Raw genomic sequence first — 20,755 nt, 5'->3', positions numbered from 1 at the left:
GAGGAGAAAAGAATATGGCAGCACCTATTCAAGCAATCCAGAAGCAGGAGCTAACTGAGGAAGAACTCAAACAACAAAAACTCGAAGATTTAAAAGAACTTCTAGCTAATAATGAAGAAGCTTTAAATCAAATGTTTAATATAGTAGGTGAACTGAATGACATTGGGATGCTGGAAGCGGCAAATTCTATGCTGAAAGCGAAAGAACCAATCGCAAAAATCGTTCTAGGCCAAGTCACTCGTGAACCTGTTACAAATTTAATTAATAATATGATGGGCGCTGCAGGAGCTTTAACAGAACTTGATCCGGAACTTACGAAAAAGCTTGTAGGTAGTGTATTAACAGGTATGGATGAAGGTAATCAGCATCTGCAAAGTAATAAAAAAGTAGGAATATTAGACCTTATGAAAGTACTGAAGGATCCAGATATTAATCGTGCTATCGGATTTGGTCTTCATTTCTTAAAAGGTATGGGTAAAGGGTTAAAAGAAGAATAGATAAGAAACAATAATAGTAATTCATCTTTACACTTATTTGAAATCATGTGTAAAGATGAATCTTTTCGTCTCAATTTAAGTGAATAGTTTAGATGAAAGGGTCACTTTGGTAGAATAGTTATGATGAAAGAATATGCGAAAAGTTAGTGTTGATGAACAGGGGAGGAATGAGAGTATGTCAAAGATGGTACACGAATTTAATGATATGATCCGAAAGCTTCGAAAGGATTTATTCGGAAAAGGGCCGGAGCGAATTCATACTGTATTTGCTGAAAATATGGCGATTGCTACACTTTATGGGAATTTGACACCTACTGAGAAATTTATTTCGGGAACGATGGATGGTGCGGAAATGGTTCATATGGCTCGAACGAAAATGATTCAAGAAGTGTATGCTGTTAATTCTCGTGAGCATTTAGAAGAACTTGTTGGTGCGAAGTTAGTTCATCTATTTTCTGATATGAAAGTGGATGAAGATATTGCAGTTTCGGTGTTTGTCTTTGATAAAAATATAACGTGAGAGAAGGATACTCATCGTGAAATCGATTCAGGTGGAACGGGGAATTTTTAAATATGAGCAAGGGGAATTCAAGCATATAGAGGATAGCATTGTAACAGAGTTTCCTGTAACGGTTAAAATTAACGGCCAGGAATTTGTTACAATGGTTAGTACTCCAGAGTATATTGAAGACATGGTAATTGGCTTTTTAGCCTCTGAAGGCATTATCCGAAAGTATGAAGATATTGATGAAATATGGGTGCAAGAAAAAGAAGGCTATGTACATGTAAAAACGACGAAAATCAATCCTTATTATCGTGACATGCAAAACAAACGTTATATTACTTCGTGCTGTGGAATGAGTAGGCAAGGGTTTGTTTTCGCAAACGATGCGCTGACTGCGAAAAAAATGAATGATATTCGCGTAAAAATCTCTGCCGAGGATTGTTTTCGGTTAATGAATGATATGCAGCAATCTGCGTCTACGTTTCAACATACAGGTGGCGTTCATAATGCAGCTTTATGTGATGTGAGTGGAATTGTTTTAAGCCGCATGGATATAGGAAGACATAACGCTTTAGATAAAATTTACGGCTATTGTTTAAAAAATAACATTTCGATTGGTGATAAAATTATTGTTTTTAGCGGACGTATCTCTTCTGAAATTCTATTAAAAGTTGCGAAAATTGGCTGTGAAGTAATATTGTCAAAATCAGCTCCAACTGAGTTAGCATTAGAGCTAGCGGAGCAGTTAGGGATTACTACAATAGGATTCATTCGTAATAAATCTTTAAATGTATATACGCATCCAAAGCGGATTATAAATATAAAATAAGTAGAAACGAGGCAATAATCATGAAATCTGTTACATTAGACAAATTAGATCGTCCTTTAAAGGATTTACGTATTTCTGTTACTGATCGCTGTAATTTTCGCTGTCGATATTGTATGCCAGAAGAAATATTTGGTCGTGATTATGCTTTTTTGTCTAATGATAAAATTTTATCTTTTGATGAAATTGAAAGGATTACACGTATTTTCGTTTCTTTAGGTGTAAGAAAGTTACGCATTACTGGGGGAGAGCCTTTACTTCGAAAAGACTTGCCTGAACTCATACAGCGGTTAAACGAAATTGACGGAGTAGAGGATATTGGTTTAACGACAAATGGATCATTACTTAAAAAATTTGCTCCTGATTTATATAAGGCGGGTTTATCTCGTGTAACAGTTAGTTTAGATTCTTTAAATGAAGAGCGATTCTCTTATTTAAATGGGAATAGAAGTAAAGTGAAAACGGTTCTTGCAGGAATACAGGCTGCAGCGGAAGCCGGAATGAAAATTAAAATGAACATGGTTGTTCAAAAAGGGAAAAATGAACAAGACATCGTTCAGATGGCAGAGTATTTTAAAGAGAATAAGCATATCCTCCGGTTCATTGAATATATGGATGTCGGTAATTTTAACGGCTGGGAATTAAGCGAAGTAGTTTCTAAGCAAGAAATAGTAGAGATGATTCATAAAGTTATACCGCTTGAACGTATTGAAGCGAACTATCCTGGTGAAGTTGCGACACGTTATCGCTATATCGGTAGTGATGAAGAAATAGGAATTATTTCATCTGTAACAGATTCGTTCTGTTCATCATGTACAAGAGCGCGTATTTCAGCAGAAGGGAAATTGTATACATGTTTGTTTGCTTCTAAAGGAAACGATCTTAAGGAATTACTTCGTTCTGGATATACAGATGAAGCGATTACTAATATTATTCGTGACATTTGGAATAATCGTTCAGACCGTTATTCAGATGAACGGTTAAGCAATACGAATAACAAAACAATGCCGAAAATTGAAATGTCGCATATCGGTGGTTGAGAAACTACTATGAATGTAGAGTCTCTTTGTTAACGTAAATAATGGAAGGTGTGCAAGTTTTGCAGATTTTCTATGATTATAGTAAAAATGATGATTGATATTTCTGTAAGAGATATGCAGAGAAATTAAGCAGCATTCAAAAATCCTTACGATGTTAAGGGTTTTTGGTGCTGCTTTTTTAGATGAAAAAAATGGAGGAATTAGTTATGGCATTTCATAAACCGGAACAAATTGCGGCGCTTGTGATTGAATCCGGTGTTCAAAAGGTAAGGCAACCGCTATCCGCAATGCTTATTCTTGGTTTTTTAGGAGGAGCATTCATTTCGTTAGGATTTTTACTTAATATTCGTGTTCTAGGTAATGTACCGGAGCAATGGGGGAGTTTAGTCAATTTTATAGGAGGAGCAGTTTTTCCTATCGGACTGATGCTCGTTGTGTTAGCGGGAGGAGAATTAATTACGGGAAATATGATGTCGATGTCCATGGCACTTTATGCACGTAAAATCTCATTGAAACATGTGTTAAACAATTGGGCTTGGATTACTTTAACTAATTTCGTAGGTGCGCTTTTCGTCGCGTATTGTTTCGGGCATCTTGGCGGGCTTACAGAGGGAGCGTATTTAAATAAGACGATAGCGATAGCTCAAGATAAGTTACATGAATCTTTCGGGAGAACGTTAATTTTAGCAATTGGTTGTAACTGGCTCGTTTGCCTGGCGATTTGGTTAGCTTACGGAACAAACGATTTGATCGGAAAGATTGTTGGAATTTGGATTCCGATTATGGCATTTGTCGTAATTGGATTTCAGCAAGTAGTAGCGAATATGTTCGTCATTTCAGCCGTTATTTTTGCGGGACACCTTACGTGGATGGACCTTGCGAAAAACTTCGTACCTGTCTTTATTGGAAATGTAATTGGTGGAGCTGGCTTTGTTGGGTTCGCTTACTTTTCTTGTTATCAGAAACAAAGTGTTATCGAGAAAGATGTGTTGAAAAAATAATCGAATAGGAAGCAAATTTTTCACATGAAAGGAAGGCTATCTCATGATAGAGCGATATTCACGTCAACAGCTGTTCAACCCTATTGGGAGTGAAGGACAAGAGAAAATTAGAAATAAGCATGTGTTGATAGTCGGGGCAGGTGCATTAGGAAGTGCAAGTGCTGAAAGCTTCGTACGTGCAGGTATCGGGAAATTAACGATTATTGATCGTGATTACGTAGAATGGAGTAATTTACAGCGGCAACAACTTTATGCTGAACAAGATGCGATAGAAAAGTTACCAAAAGTAATAGCGGCACAGAATCGTCTCAAACAAATTAATTCAGAAGTACAAATTCAAGCTCTTGTAATGGATGCAAGAGTAGATAATATGGAAGCTTTATTGGACGGTGTCGATGTCATTATTGATGCAACAGATAATTTTGATATTCGATTTGTAATCAATGACCTGTCACAAAAACACAATATTCCTTGGATTTACGGTTCTTGTGTCGGATCGTATGGCATGAGCTATACAATTATTCCGAAGAAAACACCATGTTTACATTGTGTGTTGAAAAGTGTTCCTGTTACAGGAGCGACATGTGACACAGTTGGAATCATTAGTCCAGCTGTTCAAATCGTCGCTGCGTATCAAGTAGCAGAAGCATTCAAAATTTTAGTAGAAGATTACACAGCAATTAGGAAAACATTTTTAATGTTTGATATATGGAGTAATCAACATCATTCTATCAAACTAGGAAAAATCAAAACGGAAGACTGCCCTTCGTGCGGAACAAATAGAACTTATCCTTATTTATCATGCGAAAATCAAACGAAGACAGCTGTTTTATGCGGAAGAAATACAGTTCAAATTAGACCGGCGCATAATAGTCATTACAACTTTGATGATTTAGAAAAAGTACTAAAAAAACACGGGAAAGTTGATCGGAATCCGTATTTGCTCTCTTGCCAATTAGAAGAGTATCGTATCGTCATTTTTCAAGATGGTCGTGTATTTATTCACGGAACGAATGAAATTCAAAAAGCGAAACAAATATACTATCGGTTATTAGGGTAATAGAAAGGGATTGGTAATGATGGAAAGAAGAGTGCCGATTACAGTTGAAGAGGCTGTCCGTAAAGTAATGGGATTTGCTAATTGTGGTGTAAAAGAACTAGTACCACTTGAATTAGCATACGGACGTACGTTAGCAGACAATCTAGTAGCGGATCACGATGTGCCTTCTTTCGACCGCTCACCATATGATGGATTTGCTATTAGGGCAGAAGATACTTCGCGGGCAAGTCGTGAGAATCCAATTGTATTTGAAGTAATCGGTGAAATTGGAGCAGGTTCCGTATTTCCTACAGAAGTAGGAGCCTTTCAAGCTGTTCGAATTATGACAGGGGCACAAATTCCGAAAGGATGTAACGCGGTCGTCATGCTAGAACTGGCTCGTCATCGTCAATATGAGAATATCGGAAAAAGCTATATGGAAGTGAAACGATCATTTAAAGAAGGGGACAATATTTCCTTTCAAGGTGAAGATGCGCGTAAAGGAACTGTTCTCGCAAAAAGGGGTTGTTACATTAATCCAGGCATTTCAGCACTTCTTGCTACATTCGGTTATAGCGAAGTGCCAGTAGCGAAAAAGCCTATCATTGGACTATTAGCGACTGGGAGTGAGCTTCTCGATGTAAATGAAGAACTACAACCTGGGAAAATTCGAAATAGTAATACGTATATGATATCGTCTCAAATTCGAAGAGCTGGTGGAAGAGTAAAATATTTCGGGAAGTTTAGTGACGATTTGAATACGTGCTACGAAGCAGTGAAGAAAGCGTTAAGTGAAGTGGATATGTTAATTACAACTGGTGGTGTTTCAGTCGGAGATTACGATTATTTGCCAGCCATATATGAAAAGTTAGGTGCATCAGTTCTCTTCAATAAAGTTGCAATGCGGCCAGGAAGTGTCACGACCGTAGCGCAATTAAAAGGAAAATTATTATTCGGATTATCAGGTAATCCTTCTGCTTGTTACGTAGGCTTTGAATTATTCGTAAAACCTAGCATTCGTACGTATATGTTTAGTGAAACACCACATGTGAAACGAGAAAAAGCAATGCTCGGAGAAGATTTTCTGAAACCGAATCCATTTACAAGATTTGTACGAGCAAAGCTTCAGTATAACGAAGGCCAACTATTAGCTTATCCATCAGGATTTGATAAATCTAGTTCCGTTTCTTCATTAGCAGAATCAAACATTTTTATCGTATTACTAGGTGGTACGAGAGGATATAAGCAAGGGATGTTTGTAGACGTTCTTTTATTAGAAGATAACGAAGGTAGTGAATGGCCTTGGACATTCCGTAAAGTGGGGAGAGGTTTTGATGGGACAAGCACGATTTGAAATTGTAGATACTCCGATTGTAGTGGAAGAAGTAACGGATAAAGTAGCAAGAAGAGAAGCAGGAGCCATTACAACTTTTATTGGAACGGTTAGAGAATTAACGAAAGGAAAACGAACGTTACATCTTGAGTATGAAGCATATAAACCGATGGCAGTAAAAAAGCTTACTGAAATTGGAGAAGAAATTAAGAAACAGTGGCCGGATGCAAAAATAGCAATCACACACCGAGTAGGACGATTAGAAATAATGGATATTGCCGTTGTTATTGCAGTATCGTCTCCGCATCGTAAAGTGGTGTATGAAGCGAATGAATACGCAATTGAACGTATAAAGAGAATCGTCCCAATTTGGAAAAAAGAATTTTGGGAAGATGGAACGGAGTGGATTGGAGATCAACTTGAAAATACTCCATATCCAGAAGGAAAACCAAAGAAAGAAGAATGAGAGAATGATTACAATTTTACTGTTCGCAAATTTACGAGAAGAAGTCGGTTCAGAGAGATTAGCAATAATAGAAAAAAGAGAGATAAATGTTCAGCAATTGAAAAAATGGCTGAAAGATCACTATCAATTACAGACGCTGGATAAAGTTATGGTGGCAATTAATGAAGAATTTGTAACGGACGAAGATACTGTAAAAGCCGGAGATACCGTTGCGTTTATCCCGCCTGTAAGTGGAGGTTAATTTTTTCTATTTGAGTATCAAAATTTTCATACGTTAAGGAGAATCATTATGAGTGAATTTTCGCACTGGAATGAAGAGGGAAGAGCTAAAATGGTTGATATTTCTCAAAAGGATATTTCAACACGTACAGCTGTTGCGCAAAGTACAATTTCTTTATCAAATGAACTATTTGAAGCAATTCAAAACGGAGGATTGAAAAAAGGAGACCCGCTTCAAGTAGCACAAGTGGCTGGCATAATCGGTGCTAAAAAAACAGCGGATATTATTCCGATGTGTCACCCGATATTAATCCAAGGAACAGACTTTACGTTTCATTATGAAAAGACAAGTGATGGGTATGAGTTAACGATACGAGCAACTGTAAAATGCAGCGGAAAAACAGGAGTAGAAATGGAAGCATTAACTGCCGTATCGATTGCCGCCCTTACTTTTTACGATATGTGTAAAGCAGTTGATAAAACGATGGTCATGAAAGAAACATATTTAGTTCAAAAAACGGGTGGGAAAAGCGGAGACTTTTTTCATCAAGTAAAATAATTACAATGGAAGGAATGTGTATGATGATTACTCACGAACAAATTATGAACGCTTTAAGCCATGTAGAAGATCCAGAGTTACACAAAAGTATTGTGGAATTAAACATGGTAAGAAATATACAAATTGATGGTACGGAAGTTGGGCTAGAAGTAGTTTTAACAATTCAAGGTTGTCCGTTGAAAGCAAAAATTCAAAACGACATTGAAGACTCTCTTCGAAATATTGGAGCATCGAAAGTTTCTTTAACATTCGGATCGATGACACCGGAAGAAAGAGCAGCATTAACAGCGTCTTTAAAGAAAGAGGCTAGAACAGAAACAGGCATGCCTAGTATGCTTCGGCCTGATTCAGGTGTACGATTTATTACTGTAACGAGCGGGAAAGGGGGAGTCGGAAAATCAACTGTGACGATTAACCTTGCTACTGCGTTAGCACGTATGGGCAAAAAGGTTGGAATTTTAGATGCAGATATATACGGGTTCAGTATCCCTGCAATGATGGAAACGAATGAAAAGCCAACAATGATCGATCAAACAGCAATTCCAGTCGTTAGTCACGGTGTTAAAATTATGTCGATGGGATTCTTTACAGAAGGGAATAACCCAGTTATGTGGCGCGGACCGATGTTAAACAAATGGATTCAAAACTTTCTTGCGAACACGCACTGGGGAGAATTAGACTATCTTCTTCTTGATTTACCACCTGGAACAGGAGACGTTGCGATAGATGTGGCTGCAATGATTCCACAAGCGAAGGAAATTATCGTTACAACTCCTCATAACGTAGCTTCATTTGTCGCGTCTAGAGTAGGAGTCATGGCAAAACATACGAAACACGATATTTTAGGTATCGTTGAAAATATGGCGTATTACGAAGAAAAAGATGGCTCAAGAAACTATCTCTTCGGAAAAGGCGGCGGTGAAATGTTAGCGGAACAATTGCAAACGGAAGTGATAGCGCAAATACCGTTTGCGAAGCGAGAAGAGAATAATGGCTCATGTGTCTATGATGAAGACTCACTCGTTGGGGAGATGTTTGCGTCTTTAGCGGAGGATATTATTTATAACGAATAGGTTGGTATAAAAGGGAGATACATAGCGTATATGTATCTCCCTTTTATTTTTATATGGAGTTCTTTCAATAGTTTTAAAGGTTATATTAAAAACTGCAATAACTTCGAAACTATTTGTGGAATTTGATTTGCTTGTGAAGCTGTATCAAATGCAACTAAATGCTCCATCGTAACATTCATCCCATATAACGACTGCCTAGCATTCATACTTAAACATTCGTACCAATACGCATAATGGACCTTCCTTATATAATTATAATTTATGAGATAATAGATGGCTGTGAAGAGAAAAAGGTCTTATGCTCATTTCCTATTTGTGTTTTAACATGGGTTGGGGCAGGAATAGGCACTGACCGCTTCTACGCATAGCTGATGCTCTTTTTCACCTAAAAAAAGAAAGGTTTTACAAATAATTCATTTATATAGAAAAAACAAACCTCTCCGCAAGCAGAGAGGTTTGTTCATGAAGCTAACTCAAATGGCTTATTGTAATAATTTAGAAACCATTTGTGGAGTTTGGTTTGCTTGAGAAAGCATGCTAATACCAGCTTCGTTCAAGATTTTGAACTTAGTCATTTCAGACATTTCTTTCGCCATGTCAGCGTCTTCGATTTGAGAAGCAGCTGAAGCCATAGCAGAAGACTGGCTCTTAAGGTTGTTTACGTTAAAATCTAAGCGGTTTAATGTAGCACCTAGAGTTGCACGGTTGTCAGCGATTGTTTTAAGGGCTTCGTCAATCTTAGCAACTGCTACTAATGACTTCTCTTCTGTAGCAGCTGTTTTAGCATTCTCATAAGCTTCAACTAAATCTTTTGAACCTTTATTAGCCGTTTCATTTAACTTGGCTTGAGCAGTTTCAAAATCAGACTTAAGTTTAACATCATTTGGATTTGCATTGTAAGCTGCTTTTGCTGAAATATATTCTTTTGCAGTAGGATCAAGAGCGCCTTTAGCTGCTTCATAATCGCCTACTAATTTAGCAGCATTAACATCGTTATCAGAATTACCTTTAGCTTTAGTATATTCAATGTCTCTAGTTGTAACAACAGCTTGTTTAGTATCTACAACAGTTTGTTTAGCATCAAGAGCAGTTTGTTTAGTGTTATATGCATCAATTAATCCTTTTGCAGTAGCATCAGCTTCCATAGTATTTTTAGCAGTATCAAGAGCAGTTTTTAGTCCGTTATTTGTAGGATCTGCATCAAGAGCTTTTTTGGCATCAAGGTAAGCTTTAGCTTTAGTATCTAATTCAGCAGTGTTTTTAGCAGAGTCAAGTTCACCTTTAGCAGTATCACGCTCTGTAGTAGCTTTATTAAGTTCTTCAGTAGCTAAGTCTTTAGCATCTAAAGCTGAAATTGTAGCTTTAGCAAGTGCATTTTCAGTTGAACCAACTGTTAAGTCTTTAATACCTAATGCTTCTAAAGTAGCTGATTTTAAGTCAATTGAAATTTGTTTTGATTGGTCTGCAGAGTCAAGAGTTTGAATATTGATAGATTTGTTAGATCCATCTAAAAGACTTTTATCGTTAAATTGTGTGTTACCAGCAATATAATCGATTTGTTTTTGTAATTCACCAAACTCTTTTTGTAATGCAGCTTGGTTATCTTTTGTATTTGTGTTGTTCGCAGATTGGTTAGCAATATCACGCATACGAAGTAAGATATTAGAAACTGAGTTCATTGCTGAATCAGCTGTACGGATTAATGCCATACCATCTTGTGTGTTATTAGCTGCAACACCTAATCCACTTTCACGTGCACGCATACGAGTTGCGATTGCAAGACCTGCTGCATCGTCAGAAGCGTTGTTGATACGTTTACCGCTTGATAAACGGTCCATAGCGTTACTCATTTTAGCTTGGTTTTGACGCATGTATTCTTGCGTACGCATGCTATTAATGTTTGTATTAATTCTCATAATAAGAACCCCCATTTTTTTATATTGACTTTTCTGTTAATTACAAAACGGTAATATACAAAAAAAACAATTTCGAATTTATTGTAATCCTTGCTATAACGGGTGTCAACTTAAAATTTGAATTAATAAATATAAAAAAATAACAGTTTAACAATGTAGTCATTTTTTTATTGCAAAGGATTATTGCAAACTTTTTTAAAAAACTCTAATATTAGATTATCTTTGTTTATCGAAAAGGTGATATTATGGTAGTTGGAAATATAGTAAAAGAAGTTCTTGCATATAAAAAAGGACAAATTCAGCAAAAGTTAAGTAGTCCGCAGGCGTTCGTTAGTAGTCGTTTTCAAGATCAATTGCAGAGTGAACCTGCGAAGGAGACGAAGGTTACTCCGCAAACGGCAAAAGTAGAAGATATGAGTCAGCCGGTACAATCTACGAAAATAGAAACGGTTGTTAATAAACCGGTAGAGCCTATAAAAGTAGAGGAAACGAGTAAGCTTGAGGAGACGGAGAAAGCTGAAACGAAGAAAGTGGATGAAGTGCAAGTCGCGCAAAAAGAGTTTGAGCGACGTTTCCCAGAAACGAAAAATGAGACTGCTGATACGTGGGGATTAACGAATAAGTATAATATTCAGAAAATACGTTCTTCAAATGAAGGTAAGTATGAGGATATTATTGATCGCGCTAGTCGTACATATGGAATTCCGAAAACATTAATTCAAAAAATGATTGAAGTAGAGTCTAATTTTAATCCGAAAACGGTGTCACATGCAGGGGCGATGGGGCTTATGCAACTTATGCCAGCGAATGTGAAAGAGATGGGTATAAAAAATCCATTTTCACCAGCTGAAAGTATTGAAGGCGGCGTGAAAGAATTAAGTGGTTATTTAAAGAAAAATAACGGTGATTTAGTATTAGCGCTTGCTTCTTATAATGCTGGTCCTGGTAATGTGAGAAAGTACGGAGGCGTACCGCCATTTAAAGAAACGCAAGGATATATTAAAAAAATATTAAATATCGACGTTTCGAAATAAGAAATTTCATTTATATATATAGAGAATATGGAATTTTCGTGAACATGATATGGGAGTTGGCTAGATTGAAATTACAAGATGATATTCCGTTAACAATTTATTTTGAAATCGGAAATACAAAAAAGAAAATTGAAGATCTGCTTCATATTACGAAAGGTACATTGTATCGTCTTGAAAATTCAACGAAAAATACGGTGCGTCTTATGCTTGAGAATGAAGAGATTGGAACCGGAAAGATTTTGACGAAGAATGGAAAAATGTACGTTGAAATCGTTGAATTGAAAAGGTAGGGAAGGGGATTTTCATGAGTGGCGATAAATTAAGCCAAGAGCAAATTGATGCCCTGCTGAAGGCGGTAAATGAAGGCGAGGAAATGCCAGCTTTCGCACAAGAAGCAGGGAAGCAAGATAAATTTCAAGAGTATGATTTTAATAGACCGGAGAAGTTTGGTGTTGAGCATTTACGTAGTTTGCAAGCAATTGCGTCGACTTTTGGCAAACAGACGTCACAGACGTTGTCAGCTCGTATGCGTATTCCGATTGAACTAGAGCCTTCGACCGTTGAACAAGTTCCGTTTACGAGTGAGTATGTGGAGAAAATGCCGAAAGATTACTATTTATATTGCGTTATTGATCTGGGCCTTCCAGAGCTTGGAGAAATCGTAATTGAAATTGATTTAGCGTTCGTTATTTATATTCATGAATGCTGGCTTGGCGGAGATAGTAAGCGTAACTTTACGATGCGTAGACCGTTAACTGCGTTTGAGTTTTTAACGCTTGATAATATATTTGCTCTTCTTTGTAAAAATTTACAACAATCATTTGAAAGCGTTGTTGCGATTGAACCGAAGTTTGTAACGACGGAGACAGATCCGAATGCGCTGAAGATTACGACAGCGAGCGATATTATTTCACTATTAAATGTAAATATGAAAACAGATTTTTGGAATACGACAGTTCGTATCGGTATTCCGTTCTTATCTGTTGAAGAAATTATGGATAAGTTGACGTCTGAAAATATTGTCGAACATTCTTCGGATAAGCGTAAAAAGTATACGTCTGAAGTAGAAGTGAAAGTAAATCAAGTGTACAAGCCTGTTCACGTTGCGATTGGTGAGCAAAAGATGACAATGGGCGAGATTGAGCAAATTGAAGAAGGCGACATTATTCCGCTTCATACGAAAGTAACAGACCAACTACGTGGTTATGTAGATGGAAAACATAAATTTAATTGTTTTATCGGGAAAGATGGAACGCGTAAGGCGCTCCTATTTAAAAGTTTTATAGAGTAGGAGGATTTATATGAAGCATGAAGTATCTCCTGTGTCATTAATGGGATTGGAAGAATTTGCCGGGAAGCGAAATGAAGCGGGGAAGGCACATATTGATACCGTTTCAGATATTTCAATTGAACTTGGAGTAAAGCTTGGGAAGTCATCTATTATGCTTGGTGATGTGAAGCAATTAAAAGTTGGCGATGTTCTTGAAGTAGAGAAAAATTTAGGACATAAAGTAGATGTATATTTAAGTGATATGAAAGTCGGTATTGGTGAAGCGATAGTAATGGATGAGAAATTTGGCATTATTATTTCTGAAATTGAAGCTGATAAGAAACATGCAGCGCTTATGAAGGCGCAAAATCAAATGCAGGATAAAGAGTAGAGGAGGAGTCATATGTCGTATATGACGACCTTATTTCAAGTCGTTTTACTGTTTGGTGCGCTCGGCTATGGTGCATATTATATGACGAAAAAGACGCGCAAACAGCAGTTTTTTAAGCAAGGTGAAAACGGACACATTCAAGTGAAAGACGGCGTGTATTTAAATCATCAAACGAGCGCCTTTTTGTTTGAAGTGGACGGAAAGCAAGTGTTCACTGTTATTAGTAATAACGGTGTACAATCTGTGCAGTTAACAGGGACAGGAAATCAGTTTCAACAAGCGCTAGAAGACGCGGTGAAGAGTGAAACGAAAAAAGTAGAGGATCCATCATGAGAATAAAGAAACAGTTATCGTTATTTGCCGTTATTTTCGCATTTTCTATTATTTTTTCATTTGTTTTTGTAAATCCAGCGTATGCAGCCCCGAACGGCTTTATTAATTTCGAAAATGGAAAAGAGTTTACGAGTAATTCAAGTGTACAACTATTCGCGCTCGTTACCCTTCTATCATTATCTTCTTCTATCGTTCTTTTATTTACGCATTTTACTTATTTTATGATTGTTCTTGGGATTACTCGTCAAGGGCTTGGAGTTATGAATTTACCACCGAACCAAGTGCTTGTTGGACTCGCATTATTTTTATCGCTGTTTACAATGCAGCCAGTGCTTGGTCAATTAAAGAGTGATGTGTGGGACCCGATGACGAAAGAAAAAATAACAGTAAGTCAAGCTGCGGAGACGACAGCTCCGATTATGAAAGATTATATGTCGAAGCATACGTATAAGCATGATTTGAAAATGATGCTGAAAGTGCGCGGAGAAGAGTTGCCGAAAGATTTAAAGGATCTTTCACTGTTTACGCTTGTGCCATCCTTTACGTTAACGCAAATTCAAAAAGGTTTACTTACAGGGATGTTCATTTATTTAGCGTTTGTCTTTATTGATTTAATTATTAGTACACTTTTAATGTACCTTGGGATGATGATGGTACCGCCGATGATTTTAAGTTTACCATTTAAAATACTCGTTTTCGTATATTTAGGTGGATATACAAAAATCGTCGATATTATGTTTAAGACGGTCGCCTGAAGCGTTTGATGCTATGTGATAGGAGTCATATAAATGAATACGTCACCAATTATAGATATTTTCCAAACCTTTTTTTATAAAGGGGTTATGATTTTAATGCCGATTGCCGTTGTAAGTATGATTGTCGTTATTATTATCGCGGTTATTATGGCGATGATGCAAATTCAAGAGCAAACGCTGACGTTTTTACCGAAAATGGCGAGTATTGTGCTCGTTATTATCATTTTAGGTCCGTGGATGTTTCAAGAGTTAACAATGCTTATTTTAGATTTATTTGATAAAATCCCATCGCTATTGCGTTCGTACTAAGATAGGTGAACTGAAATGAATATGGAATTATGGGCGGCGACGTTTTTTGCGTTTTGCCGCATTACTTCATTTTTATATTTTTTACCGTTTTTTTCAGGGCGATCAATTCCAGCAATGGCGAAGGTTACATTTGGACTTGCTCTTTCGATTGCAGTGGCCGATCAAGTGGATGTCTCTCACATAAAGACAGTTTGGGATGTAGCAGCTTATGCAGGAACGCAAATTGTAATTGGATTATCACTTTCAAAAATTGTAGAGATGCTGTGGAACATTCCGAAAATGGCAGGACATATTTTAGACTTTGATATCGGTTTATCACAGGCAAGTTTATTTGATGTAAATGCAGGATCACAATCTACTTTACTATCAACAATTTTTGATATATTTTTTCTTATTATTTTTATTTCACTGGGCGGCATTAACTATTTCGTTGCCACGATTTTAAAGTCGTTTCAATATACAGAGGCGATTTCAAAATTGTTGACGACTAGTTTTTTAGATAGTCTACTTGCAACGTTATTATTTGCAATTACATCAGCGGTTGAAATTGCTTTGCCACTTATGGGCAGTCTATTCATTATTAATTTCGTCCTTATTTTAATCGCAAAAAATGCACCGCAATTAAACGTTTTTATGAATGCGTACGTAATTAAAATAACGTGTGGTATTTTGTTTATTGCGATGAGTGTACCGATGCTCGGTTATGTGTTTAAAAATATGACAGACGTATTACTGGAAGAGTATACGAAACTATTTAACTTTTTCTTAACGAAGTAGGGGGACGCGCATGGCAAAGGATAATAAAACAGAAAAGGCCACCCCACAGAAGCGTAAAAAATCGCGTGAAGAAGGGAATATCGCCCGGAGTAAAGATTTAAATAATTTATTTTCCATTCTTGTATTAGCAGTTGTCGTTTACTTTTTCGGAGATTGGCTCGGTTATGAGATCGCGAATTCCGTAGCGGTACTGTTTGATCAAATTGGAAAAAATACAGATTCGACTGAGTATTTTTATTTAATGGGCATATTACTTCTGAAAGTATCGGCTCCTATATTAATACTTGTATATGCTTTTCATTTGTTCAATTATATGATTCAAGTTGGTTTCTTATTTTCTTCTAAAGTACTTAAGCCGAAAGCATCACGTATTAATCCGAAAAACTATTTTACGAGATTGTTTAGTCGTAAAAGTTTAGTAGATATTTTGAAATCACTGTTTTATATGGGATTAATCGGTTACGTTTCGTACGTTCTCTTTAAAAAGAATTTAGAGAAGATTGTTAGTATGATTGGATTTAACTGGACAGCGTCACTTACTGAAATTATTAGCCAAATTAAATTTATCTTTTTAGCCATTTTAATTATTTTAATCATTCTTTCTATTATTGATTTCATTTATCAAAAATGGGAGTACGAACAAGATATTAAGATGAAAAAAGAAGAAGTGAAACAAGAGCATAAAGATAATGAAGGGGACCCGCAAGTAAAGGGGAAACGAAAAAACTTTATGCATGCTATCTTGCAAGGGACAATTGCGAAGAAGATGGATGGTGCAACGTTTATTGTGAACAACCCGACGCACATTTCGGTTGTGCTTCGTTACAATAAACAAGTTGATGCAGCGCCTATTGTCGTTGCAAAAGGGGAAGATGAGCTCGCATTATATATACGAACACTTGCCCGTGAACAAGAAATACCAATGGTGGAAAACCGTCCGCTCGCTCGTTCTTTATATTATCAAGTCGAGGAAGATGAGACGATTCCAGAAGATTTATATGTAGCTGTAATTGAAGTTATGCGCTATTTACTTCAAACGAACGAACTTGAAGTATAATAGCGCGTTTGGAGGGGATCTCTTTGTTTAAGATGGATTCTGCAAGAACCTATTTTTCTATCTTTTTAGCAGCGTCATTCGTTGTGGCGCTCTTAATTCCACTTCCACCATTTATACTTGATATCGTTATCGTTTTTCTACTAAGTATGTCAGTGCTTATTTATATGCGAGCTACAAGTATTAACGAGTGGGATGAATTAAAGTCATTTCCGACGATGTTGTTATTAATCGGGATTTTCCGCGTATCGATTAACGTTTCGACGACGCGAGCGATTTTAACAGACGGAAATGCGGGTCATGTTATTGAAGAGTTTGGCCAGTTCGTAATTGGCGGGAACTTATTAATTGGTATCGTTATTTTTATAGTTTTAATCATATTCCAGTTTATCGTTGCAAACGGTGCGTCTCGTACAGCTGAAGTAGCAGCTCGCTTTACACTTGATTCTTTACCAGGGAAACAAATGTCTATCGATGCTGACTTGAATCAGCGTCTTATTACAGAAAAAGATGCACAGGCGAAACGAAAAAAATTAAATATGGAAACAGAGTTTTACGGAGCGATGGATGGTGCTGGAAAGTTCATTAAAGGGGACGTTATTTTCGGGATTGTCATTTTATTTGTAAACATTATTTTCGGTTTAATTGTTGGTATGATGCAGCAAGGAATGAGCTTTGCAGATGCGGCTATTCACTATACACAGTTAACTGTCGGTGACGGAATTGTAAACCAAATCGGTTCGTTAATGCTTGCGATTTCAACAGGGATTATCGTAACGCGAGTATTTGACGGTTCATCTGATACAGTAACTGAAGGAATCTTTAAAGAGTTATTAGCGCATGAAGTTGTTGTATATGCACTCGGTGGTTTATTTATCGCAATGGGTGTTTTTACACCGTTACCATTTCTACCATTTGCTCTCGTTGGAGGCACGATTGTTTTCTTAGGAGTTCGTAATAAAAAGCGAATAAAGAAAGAAAAAGAAGACGAGCTTCAAAAAGAATTAGAGATGATTCAAGGCGATGAAGAGCAACTGCAACAAGTGGAAGATTCATTCGGAGTCTTTACGGATAAATATCCAATTATTGTAGAGCTCGGATTAGATTTAGCGGCACTTGTAAAGCAGAAGATTAACGGGGAAACAGCTCGAGATAAAGTTGTTCTTATGAGGAAGTCAATTATTACCGACCTTGGTATTAACGTTCCTGGAATTAACTTTAAAGATAATACGAGCTTTAGACCACGCGGACGTTACATTATTCGTATTAAAGGTGCAAAGGCGGCTGAAGGTGTTTTAAAATCAGGTTATTTATTAGCACTGAAAACACCAAACGTAATGGCTGATTTAGATGCAGAACCAGCGAAAGATCCAATTTTCGGCGAAGATGGATATTGGATTTTGGAGCATATGGTACAAGATGCACAAATGAAAGGCTATCAAGTGTTAGAGCCACTCAGCATATTAATTACGCATTTAGATGTTGTCGTTAGACGTAACCTTCATGAGTTAATTCAGCGTCAACATGTGAAAGACTTGATTAACTCGCTTGAAACTGATAATGGCGTTTTATTAGAAGAAATTAAGAAGAAAGAAATCGATTTATCACTCGTTCAAAATGTTATTAAACAACTGCTGAAAGAAGGAATTTCAATTCGTGATTTACCAACGATTATTGAAGGTATTATTGACGGGAAAGAAATTTATCAAAACCATGTGGATGGTGTCACTGCATTTGTACGTGAATGTATTTCAAAAGTTATTTGTGAGAGTGCGAAAAATCCGGACGGGAAAATTTATGCAGCGCTTTTCGCTGATTCAATCGAGTTAGATGCGGATGTTGTTAATAATTCATATCAAGGTTATTTATTAAACTGGGATTTAGATTTAGAAACGCGAGTAGTAGAGCAAGTACAGCGCGTTTTCAAACAAGCTCGTTTAATGGGAAGAGAGCCAGTATTATTAACGCGCAGAAAAGATTTCAGGTTTGCGATTGTGAGACTTCTTGAACGTTATCAAATAGAAGCTAAAGTATTATGTATTAGTGAACTAGCACCAGAAATTGTTGTAGATCAAATTGCTTATATTGAATAGTAGGGGGTGAAGTAATGGAAAGTACAGAAAAAAAAGAAGCGTTAATGCGAATAAAAGCAGCTTCGAAAAATGAATTGTATCGAAAGTTATTTGACCAATATGGTACAGATTATTACTACGTTGTCGATGAAAGTGTAAAACGAAACATCCCGTTTTTTTGGAAGAAGAATTATGAAATGTTAGTCGCTTTTCCTGAAGATAAACAGGAAGAAAGTAACGAAGGCATAGCTCAGTTTCATGACCAATTAATGGATGTTATAAATGAACCTTCAGAAGAAATTGTGAAGGCAAATGGAATTCAATCGGTACTGCACAATTTAGAAAACGTAACGACTTCTATGCCGTACGCAGCGATGCAAACAGGAAATAGTGAAGAATGGGCAAGAAAAAAAGAGAAACTATTACAACTGTTTGAAAAAGGGATTGTCGTTGTGAAACGTACGGAAGAGGCGAAAGTAACGAAAAAACAGCCTGCTGTGAAACAAGCTATTCCTGTCAAGAAAGAAGAGGTAGTTGTTAAAAAAGAAAAGCAGGAATCTGTGCCATTTATTATTCAAAAAGTAATTCGGATGTTAGAACAAAACGATGTGGAACAATATTTCATTCATGCATATGCTGAAAAATTAAAAGTGAAGTTTGAGAATGCAACGATGATTACAGAAGAGGAAGTCATCGGATACATATTGGAAGATATGAGATCTCATTTCAATACTGAAAACGTATTTGAAAAAGAAGTACAAACGATTGCATTAATCGGTCCAACTGGCGTTGGAAAAACGACGACACTTGCGAAAATGGCATGGCAGTTTCACGCTAAGAACAAAACAGTTGGTTTTATTACGACGGACCACTCACGCATTGGAACAGTGCAGCAATTACAAGATTACGTAAAAACAATTGGGTCAGAAGTAATTGCTGTGCGAGATGAAGCAGCAATGACAAGGGCGCTCACTTATTTTAAAGAAGAAGCGTGCGTCGATTATATATTAATAGATACAGCCGGGAAGAATTATCGTACGTCAGAAACGGTTGAAGAAATGATTGAAACGATGGGACAAGTAGAGCCAGATTATATTTGTTTAACGTTATCAGCTTCTATGAAAAGTAAAGACATGATTGAAATCATTACGAACTTTAAAGAGATTCATATTGATGGTATCGTGTTTACGAAATTTGATGAAACAGCGAGCAGTGGTGAATTGTTGAAAATTCCAGCTGTATCATCAGCTCCAATTGTATTAATGACAGATGGACAAGACGTGAAGCAACATATACATATCGCTACAGCTGAACATTTAGCAAAACAAATGTTACAAACATCGTAAGAAGAGAGGTGAAGAATAAGGCGCCTGCCTTATTCAAACGAGTATGAACGGTCTTTATATAGGTTCTATGGGTATGATGAATTACATGCAGCGTTTAAATGTACACTCTAATAACGTCGCAAATGCCCAAACGACAGGGTTTAAAGCAGAAAACATGACTTCTAAAGTATTTGATGTGCAAGACACATATCGCCGCGGAGACGGATCGGCGACAAATATCGGTTCGGTCGATTACGCTGTCGTACCAGCTGCGACGCATGTGAACTTAGTACAAGGAAATGTACAAATGACAAATAGTGCTACAGATTTCTTTTTAGACGACGGTGCGGCTGGCACATCATCATTTTTCGTTACATCTAAAAATGATGAAACGTTGTTAACGAGAGATGGGAACTTTACAGTAAATAGTGATCGTTATTTACAAACAGCATCTGGTGCTTTCGTAATGGGTGAGAATAATGAACGTATTCGTATTCCCGAAGGAGCAAAGGTAGCTGTACAAGCAGACGGTACATTATACGATGAAGTAACACAAAATAATATTGGCCGCTTGCAAACAAAAACAGTAGATGCAGAAACGAATGCTCGTCTCGTGCAACGTGAAAACAAAAGCTTTACACTAGCAGAAGGTAACATCGCTGATTTACCGAATGGAACAGGGATTGTGAAAAATCATATGCTAGAAAATTCAAATGTTGATATGACGAAAGAGATGGCAGATTTAATGACGAATCAAAAAATGATTCAAGCATCGCAGCGCATCATGACTTCGTTTGATAAAATTTATGAAAAAGAAGCGAATGAAATATTGAGATAAAAGACTCCTTTTAGTAGGAGTCTTTTTTATTCTTGCTTTTATTTTAGTTACATCATAAAATGATAATGATTATCAATATCATTTTATCTTTAATAAGAATAGAAGCTGCGATGGTCGTATCAC

The 20,755-nt window shown here is 36.8% G+C and carries 25 protein-coding genes; 23 read left to right on the top strand and 2 right to left on the bottom strand.

Annotation, left to right across the window (positions count from 1 at the left end):
* The first annotated feature begins 14 nt into the window (after positions 1-14).
* The 11 genes from JTF23_RS00960 (at position 15) to JTF23_RS00910 (ending at position 8,558) form a co-directional block, all read left to right on the top strand.
* Complete coding sequence (locus JTF23_RS00960) at positions 15-497, top strand: helical membrane plugin domain-containing protein (protein ID WP_204207910.1); 483 nt, start codon at positions 15-17, stop codon at positions 495-497.
* Between the two features lie 175 nt (positions 498-672).
* A complete protein-coding gene (locus JTF23_RS00955; RefSeq protein ID WP_002168730.1) occupies positions 673-1,017 on the top strand; it encodes a Na-translocating system protein MpsC family protein in 345 nt (114 codons plus the stop codon).
* A gap of 16 nt (positions 1,018-1,033) precedes the next feature.
* Positions 1,034-1,831: a formate dehydrogenase accessory sulfurtransferase FdhD gene (fdhD, locus tag JTF23_RS00950; RefSeq protein ID WP_204207909.1), complete on the top strand. Its 798-nt coding sequence runs from the start codon at positions 1,034-1,036 to the stop codon at positions 1,829-1,831.
* A 20-nt stretch (positions 1,832-1,851) separates the two neighbouring features.
* Positions 1,852-2,868 (top strand): GTP 3',8-cyclase MoaA, encoded by a 1,017-nt coding sequence (gene moaA / locus JTF23_RS00945; RefSeq protein WP_204207908.1) that lies wholly within the window; start codon positions 1,852-1,854, stop codon positions 2,866-2,868.
* A gap of 206 nt (positions 2,869-3,074) precedes the next feature.
* Complete coding sequence (locus tag JTF23_RS00940; RefSeq protein ID WP_063217900.1) at positions 3,075-3,869, top strand: formate channel; 795 nt, start codon at positions 3,075-3,077, stop codon at positions 3,867-3,869.
* A gap of 43 nt (positions 3,870-3,912) precedes the next feature.
* Positions 3,913-4,929: a molybdopterin-synthase adenylyltransferase MoeB gene (locus JTF23_RS00935; RefSeq protein ID WP_204207907.1), complete on the top strand. Its 1,017-nt coding sequence runs from the start codon at positions 3,913-3,915 to the stop codon at positions 4,927-4,929.
* A 19-nt stretch (positions 4,930-4,948) separates the two neighbouring features.
* Positions 4,949-6,262 (top strand): molybdopterin molybdotransferase MoeA, encoded by a 1,314-nt coding sequence (locus JTF23_RS00930; protein WP_204207992.1) that lies wholly within the window; start codon positions 4,949-4,951, stop codon positions 6,260-6,262.
* A complete protein-coding gene (locus JTF23_RS00925) occupies positions 6,243-6,707 on the top strand; it encodes a molybdenum cofactor biosynthesis protein MoaE (protein WP_204207906.1) in 465 nt (154 codons plus the stop codon). Before JTF23_RS00930 ends, JTF23_RS00925 begins: the two co-directional genes overlap by 20 nt.
* Positions 6,708-6,711: 4 nt before the next feature.
* On the top strand, positions 6,712-6,948 hold the full coding sequence (moaD, locus tag JTF23_RS00920; protein ID WP_033714184.1) for a molybdopterin converting factor subunit 1: 237 nt from the start codon (positions 6,712-6,714) through the stop codon (positions 6,946-6,948).
* Between the two features lie 48 nt (positions 6,949-6,996).
* Positions 6,997-7,485, top strand: a complete 489-nt coding sequence (moaC, locus tag JTF23_RS00915; RefSeq protein ID WP_002202527.1) for a cyclic pyranopterin monophosphate synthase MoaC — start codon at positions 6,997-6,999, stop codon at positions 7,483-7,485.
* A 20-nt stretch (positions 7,486-7,505) separates the two neighbouring features.
* Positions 7,506-8,558, top strand: coding sequence for a P-loop NTPase (locus tag JTF23_RS00910; RefSeq protein WP_204207905.1), 1,053 nt, complete (start codon positions 7,506-7,508; stop codon positions 8,556-8,558).
* An 80-nt stretch (positions 8,559-8,638) separates the two neighbouring features.
* Here the strand turns inward: JTF23_RS00910 and JTF23_RS28080 are convergent, their stop codons facing one another.
* Positions 8,639-8,764, bottom strand: coding sequence for a hypothetical protein (locus JTF23_RS28080; RefSeq protein ID WP_286674615.1), 126 nt, complete (start codon positions 8,762-8,764; stop codon positions 8,639-8,641).
* A gap of 276 nt (positions 8,765-9,040) precedes the next feature.
* Entirely contained in the window at positions 9,041-10,474 is a 1,434-nt protein-coding gene (locus JTF23_RS00905; RefSeq protein ID WP_078173072.1) for a flagellin N-terminal helical domain-containing protein, read from the bottom strand.
* Between the two features lie 245 nt (positions 10,475-10,719).
* On the opposite strand from JTF23_RS00905, the gene JTF23_RS00900 reads away from it, so the two are divergent.
* The 12 genes from JTF23_RS00900 to JTF23_RS00845 all read left to right on the top strand — a co-directional run bounded on the left by JTF23_RS00900 (position 10,720) and on the right by JTF23_RS00845 (position 20,632).
* A complete protein-coding gene (locus JTF23_RS00900) occupies positions 10,720-11,508 on the top strand; it encodes a lytic transglycosylase domain-containing protein (RefSeq protein WP_078173073.1) in 789 nt (262 codons plus the stop codon).
* A 65-nt stretch (positions 11,509-11,573) separates the two neighbouring features.
* Entirely contained in the window at positions 11,574-11,798 is a 225-nt protein-coding gene (locus JTF23_RS00895; RefSeq protein ID WP_000775712.1) for a flagellar motor switch protein FliN, read from the top strand.
* 14 nt (positions 11,799-11,812) lie between these two features.
* Entirely contained in the window at positions 11,813-12,799 is a 987-nt protein-coding gene (fliM, locus tag JTF23_RS00890; protein ID WP_070146385.1) for a flagellar motor switch protein FliM, read from the top strand.
* A gap of 10 nt (positions 12,800-12,809) precedes the next feature.
* On the top strand, positions 12,810-13,169 hold the full coding sequence (locus JTF23_RS00885) for a flagellar motor switch protein FliN (RefSeq protein ID WP_002202516.1): 360 nt from the start codon (positions 12,810-12,812) through the stop codon (positions 13,167-13,169).
* A gap of 12 nt (positions 13,170-13,181) precedes the next feature.
* Positions 13,182-13,502, top strand: coding sequence for a hypothetical protein (locus JTF23_RS00880; RefSeq protein ID WP_000121176.1), 321 nt, complete (start codon positions 13,182-13,184; stop codon positions 13,500-13,502).
* The gene (locus tag JTF23_RS00875) at positions 13,499-14,257 is read left to right on the top strand and encodes a flagellar type III secretion system pore protein FliP (RefSeq protein ID WP_002126633.1); all 759 of its coding nucleotides are present in this window, start codon (positions 13,499-13,501) and stop codon (positions 14,255-14,257) included. Before JTF23_RS00880 ends, JTF23_RS00875 begins: the two co-directional genes overlap by 4 nt.
* Positions 14,258-14,290: 33 nt before the next feature.
* Positions 14,291-14,566, top strand: coding sequence for a flagellar biosynthetic protein FliQ (locus tag JTF23_RS00870; protein WP_002011993.1), 276 nt, complete (start codon positions 14,291-14,293; stop codon positions 14,564-14,566).
* A gap of 15 nt (positions 14,567-14,581) precedes the next feature.
* Positions 14,582-15,343, top strand: a complete 762-nt coding sequence (locus JTF23_RS00865; protein ID WP_204207904.1) for a flagellar biosynthetic protein FliR — start codon at positions 14,582-14,584, stop codon at positions 15,341-15,343.
* Positions 15,344-15,353: 10 nt separating this feature from the next.
* Entirely contained in the window at positions 15,354-16,400 is a 1,047-nt protein-coding gene (gene flhB, locus JTF23_RS00860; RefSeq protein WP_204207903.1) for a flagellar type III secretion system protein FlhB, read from the top strand.
* Between the two features lie 23 nt (positions 16,401-16,423).
* Positions 16,424-18,490 carry a flagellar biosynthesis protein FlhA gene (gene flhA, locus JTF23_RS00855; protein WP_002189082.1) on the top strand — a complete coding sequence of 689 codons (2,067 nt, stop codon included), beginning with the start codon at positions 16,424-16,426 and terminating at the stop codon, positions 18,488-18,490.
* 14 nt (positions 18,491-18,504) lie between these two features.
* Entirely contained in the window at positions 18,505-19,815 is a 1,311-nt protein-coding gene (flhF, locus tag JTF23_RS00850; protein WP_204207902.1) for a flagellar biosynthesis GTPase FlhF, read from the top strand.
* 43 nt (positions 19,816-19,858) lie between these two features.
* Entirely contained in the window at positions 19,859-20,632 is a 774-nt protein-coding gene (locus JTF23_RS00845; RefSeq protein WP_204207901.1) for a flagellar basal-body rod protein FlgG, read from the top strand.
* Positions 20,633-20,755 lie beyond the last annotated feature (123 nt).

This window comes from Bacillus sp. RIT 809 (assembly GCF_016892495.1).
GTDB lineage: Bacteria > Bacillota > Bacilli > Bacillales > Bacillaceae_G > Bacillus_A > Bacillus_A cereus_U.
The sequence above is the reverse complement of the archived record's forward strand: the minus strand, read 5'-3'. Positions and strand labels throughout refer to the sequence as shown.

What these genes read in the sequence shown, in the direction of transcription:
- JTF23_RS00960 (WP_204207910.1), top strand. Translation starts at nt 15, where the DNA reads ATGGCAGCACCTATTCAAGCAATCCAGAAGCAGGAGCTAACTGAGGAA.
- JTF23_RS00955 (WP_002168730.1), top strand. Translation starts at nt 673, where the DNA reads ATGTCAAAGATGGTACACGAATTTAATGATATGATCCGAAAGCTTCGA.
- moaA (WP_204207908.1), top strand. Translation starts at nt 1,852, where the DNA reads ATGAAATCTGTTACATTAGACAAATTAGATCGTCCTTTAAAGGATTTA.
- JTF23_RS00940 (WP_063217900.1), top strand. Translation starts at nt 3,075, where the DNA reads ATGGCATTTCATAAACCGGAACAAATTGCGGCGCTTGTGATTGAATCC.
- JTF23_RS00935 (WP_204207907.1), top strand. Translation starts at nt 3,913, where the DNA reads ATGATAGAGCGATATTCACGTCAACAGCTGTTCAACCCTATTGGGAGT.
- JTF23_RS00930 (WP_204207992.1), top strand. Translation starts at nt 4,949, where the DNA reads ATGGAAAGAAGAGTGCCGATTACAGTTGAAGAGGCTGTCCGTAAAGTA.
- JTF23_RS00925 (WP_204207906.1), top strand. Translation starts at nt 6,243, where the DNA reads ATGGGACAAGCACGATTTGAAATTGTAGATACTCCGATTGTAGTGGAA.
- moaD (WP_033714184.1), top strand. Translation starts at nt 6,712, where the DNA reads ATGATTACAATTTTACTGTTCGCAAATTTACGAGAAGAAGTCGGTTCA.
- moaC (WP_002202527.1), top strand. Translation starts at nt 6,997, where the DNA reads ATGAGTGAATTTTCGCACTGGAATGAAGAGGGAAGAGCTAAAATGGTT.
- JTF23_RS00910 (WP_204207905.1), top strand. Translation starts at nt 7,506, where the DNA reads ATGATGATTACTCACGAACAAATTATGAACGCTTTAAGCCATGTAGAA.
- JTF23_RS28080 (WP_286674615.1), bottom strand. Translation starts at nt 8,764, where the DNA reads ATGAATGCTAGGCAGTCGTTATATGGGATGAATGTTACGATGGAGCAT.
- JTF23_RS00905 (WP_078173072.1), bottom strand. Translation starts at nt 10,474, where the DNA reads ATGAGAATTAATACAAACATTAATAGCATGCGTACGCAAGAATACATG.
- JTF23_RS00900 (WP_078173073.1), top strand. Translation starts at nt 10,720, where the DNA reads ATGGTAGTTGGAAATATAGTAAAAGAAGTTCTTGCATATAAAAAAGGA.
- fliM (WP_070146385.1), top strand. Translation starts at nt 11,813, where the DNA reads ATGAGTGGCGATAAATTAAGCCAAGAGCAAATTGATGCCCTGCTGAAG.
- JTF23_RS00885 (WP_002202516.1), top strand. Translation starts at nt 12,810, where the DNA reads ATGAAGCATGAAGTATCTCCTGTGTCATTAATGGGATTGGAAGAATTT.
- JTF23_RS00880 (WP_000121176.1), top strand. Translation starts at nt 13,182, where the DNA reads ATGTCGTATATGACGACCTTATTTCAAGTCGTTTTACTGTTTGGTGCG.
- JTF23_RS00875 (WP_002126633.1), top strand. Translation starts at nt 13,499, where the DNA reads ATGAGAATAAAGAAACAGTTATCGTTATTTGCCGTTATTTTCGCATTT.
- JTF23_RS00870 (WP_002011993.1), top strand. Translation starts at nt 14,291, where the DNA reads ATGAATACGTCACCAATTATAGATATTTTCCAAACCTTTTTTTATAAA.
- JTF23_RS00865 (WP_204207904.1), top strand. Translation starts at nt 14,582, where the DNA reads ATGAATATGGAATTATGGGCGGCGACGTTTTTTGCGTTTTGCCGCATT.
- flhB (WP_204207903.1), top strand. Translation starts at nt 15,354, where the DNA reads ATGGCAAAGGATAATAAAACAGAAAAGGCCACCCCACAGAAGCGTAAA.
- flhF (WP_204207902.1), top strand. Translation starts at nt 18,505, where the DNA reads ATGGAAAGTACAGAAAAAAAAGAAGCGTTAATGCGAATAAAAGCAGCT.
- JTF23_RS00845 (WP_204207901.1), top strand. Translation starts at nt 19,859, where the DNA reads ATGAACGGTCTTTATATAGGTTCTATGGGTATGATGAATTACATGCAG.